This window comes from Blautia sp. MCC270, assembly GCF_018785605.1.
Lineage (GTDB): Bacteria > Bacillota > Clostridia > Lachnospirales > Lachnospiraceae > Blautia_A > Blautia_A fusiformis.
Window position 1 is genome coordinate 1 of record NZ_WQQD01000068.1, and the last position, 2,925, is coordinate 2,925.

Sequence of the window (2,925 nt, forward strand, 5' to 3'; positions counted from 1 at the left end):
AAAATGTCCCTTTATCCGGCGGGCCGTCATCATTCATAGTGTTTGTATCCGTAAAACTATACCTTACATACGATCCGGTGCAGAGAATCCAAGAAGATCGATGCTTGTTTCAAGTACTCTTCTTGTAAGCTGGAGCAGCTGAAGGAAGGATTCCTTCTGTGCCTGATCCTCTTCGCTTAAGATCTTGGTCTCATGGTAAAAGCTGTTAAATGCATTGGATACCTCATAGATATATGCACAGATCTTATGTGGTGCTTTTTCTTCAAAAGCGTTCTCAACCATTGCTGCAAAGCCGGAAAGCTGAAGCATCAGGTTCTTCTCACTGGCATTGACTGCCGGAAGGATCTTACCTGTACTTAAATCTCCTCCCTCCTGTACATAACGGTTCAGGATTGACTTAATACGAACGATAGTATAAAGGATATACGGACCTGTATTTCCCTCAAAGGATGTAAAGCGGTCAACATCAAAGATGTAATCCTTGGTCGCCTGGTTAGAAAGATCTCCGTATTTGATCGCGGAAAGTCCTACGATCTTGGCAGTATCCTTTGCATCTTTATCTTTTACACTGCGATTCTCCACGATCTTGCGATACATTTCCTCATCAATGTCTGCGATCAGGTTCTCCAGACGCATAACACCGCCTTCTCTTGTCTTAAACGGTTTACCGTCTTTTCCATTCATGGTACCGAAACCAAGGAAGGAAAGCTTGGTTTCCGGATTTACAAGACCGGTTTTTCTTGCGCAGCGGAATACCTGGATAAAATGCAGCTCCTGACGCTTGTCAACAACATAAAGGATCTCATCCGGCTGAAAGAGTTTCATACGCTCTACGATAGTAGCAAGGTCTGTGGTCGTATAGAGAGAAGCTCCGTCTGATTTCAGAAGCATACATGGAGGAATCTCCTTGGTATCACTCTCTTCTTTTACATCTACAACAAGAGCGCCCTGATCCTCATAGGCAAATCCTCGCTTCCTCATATCCTCTACCATATCCGGGATGTATGGCTGTGCATCGGATTCTTTTTTCCAGAGGTCAAAATCTACGTTCAAATTCGCATAGTTTCTCTTCAGATCAGTTACAGATACATTCATGATGTGGTTCCAGAGAGCCATGTATCCGGGTTTACCCTGCTGAAGAAGGTGGGTTGCCTCCAATGCCTCATTACGGTAAGCCTCATCCTCTTTGGACTTCCCACTGGCACATGGATAGATCTCTTCCAGCTCGCTGATGGTAAACGGTGCTTCTGCCGGATATTCACCGGTAAAGCTGTCATCAAAATATACCAGCTCCGGTTTCCGGTGTTTCAGCTCGGTGATGATCAGTCCCATCTGAAGGCCCCAGTCTCCAAGATGTACATCACCGATCACCTTATGTCCTACAAAACGTCCGATACGCTTGATGCTCTCACCGATGATCGCAGAACGGAGATGTCCTACGTGAAGCGGCTTGGCAACGTTTGGTCCGCCATAGTCGATAATGATCGTCTTCGGATTCTTGGCAGTCTCAACAGAAAGCTTCTCGTCCTCTGCCATCTTATTCATGTATTCTGCAACAAATTCCGGTTTCACATCCAGGTTGATAAATCCAGGCTTTACAACTTCTGCTCTGGAAAAGATCCGGCTGTCTGACAGCTGTGCTACCACATCATCAGCGATCATAAACGGTGCCTTGTGATATGCTTTGGCTCCTGCCATAGCACCGTTACACTGATACTCACATAAGTCCGGTCTGTTGGAAACAGTAACTTTTCCGTAGGACGGATCATAACCTGCTTTTTCAAATGCTGCGGAAAGTTCTTCCGCCATCTGTTCCATAATCTTCTTCATGTTTCAAACTCCTCATATCTTTGTTTCTGTATTTTATGCTTATAACGTCACTTTTCTTGAACATGCGACTGCAAGGGCACCATAACCGATATGGCAGGCAACACTTAAAGAAAGTGGATCCATATGTATCTCCATTCCCGGAAATACCTCCTGGATCTCTCTTTTAAATTCTTCTGCTTCTTCCAGATTTCCTGTATAAGCAGCCTGAAGACACATCTCACCGTCGGATGCGTATTCCTTAAAACGTGTTTCCCAATCATTCTTCATTGCCTTCAGCATGGCACGTTTGGCCTGCTTCTTGCCACGGACCTTGGCGTAGGCATCCAGCTTCTCTCCCTGGATCTGAAGTACAGGCTTCAGGTTCAGAACCGTTCCGATGGCTGCTGCTGCCGGTGTGATCCTGCCACCTTTTTTCAGATATTTCAGGGTGTCAAGTGTGATATAAATACTGGAATCGAGTTTCTGATCCGTAAGGATCTTCTTGATCTCTGCGGCACTTTTTCCTGCCTCGGCAAGCATCTTAGCATCCATTACAGACTGTCTCTGTGTTACGGAAATCCGCTGATTATCCACTACCTGAACACGACCATTATAATCAATAGCAAGTCCCATTGCAGTAGAACAGGATGCACTCAATCCGCTTGACATCGGAATATGAACGATTTCCTCATAATCTCTCAGAAGCTTGTCCCACAGATCACAGAGATCAGCCGGACTTGGCTGAGATGTGGAGATCGGTTCATCCTTCTTAAGCTTCTCATAAAACTCTTCCTGTGTGAGAGTTACACCTTCAAGATACATTTTTTCATTAATATAAAACGGCATCGGTATCACATAAACGCCAAGCTCTTCTGCCTGTGCCTGTGTGATACCGCTGTTGCTGTCTGTTACAATGGCAATTTTGCCCATTCTTTTCTCTCCTCCTGGTCTGTTATCTCACAGTTCAAAGAATTAATGCATCAGCCCCTGATGGACTAATTCTTTGAACTGCTGTAGAAAGCCATGATGTTAGTGTATCATATTTTTTTCTATATCACAATTGGAAATTTTCTGTGACCTTCGCTCACAAAAAACACCTCGCGGAATATTACCAGT

General features: G+C 44.7%; 2 protein-coding genes. Both read right to left on the bottom strand.

The annotated features are described in order from the left end of the window. Positions 1-63: 63 nt before the first annotated feature. Positions 64-1,830 carry an arginine--tRNA ligase gene (argS, locus tag GPK58_RS12480; protein WP_022427120.1) on the bottom strand — a complete coding sequence of 589 codons (1,767 nt, stop codon included), beginning with the start codon at positions 1,828-1,830 and terminating at the stop codon, positions 64-66. Positions 1,831-1,869: 39 nt separating this feature from the next. Continuing rightward, positions 1,870-2,739: a DegV family protein gene (locus GPK58_RS12485; protein WP_118608511.1), complete on the bottom strand. Its 870-nt coding sequence runs from the start codon at positions 2,737-2,739 to the stop codon at positions 1,870-1,872. Between the last annotated feature and the right edge of the window lie 186 nt (positions 2,740-2,925).

Bases quoted from the DNA above. Each gene is read 5' to 3' on its own strand.
- argS (WP_022427120.1), bottom strand. From the start codon at position 1,830: ATGAAGAAGATTATGGAACAGATGGCGGAAGAACTTTCCGCAGCATTT.
- GPK58_RS12485 (WP_118608511.1), bottom strand. From the start codon at position 2,739: ATGGGCAAAATTGCCATTGTAACAGACAGCAACAGCGGTATCACACAG.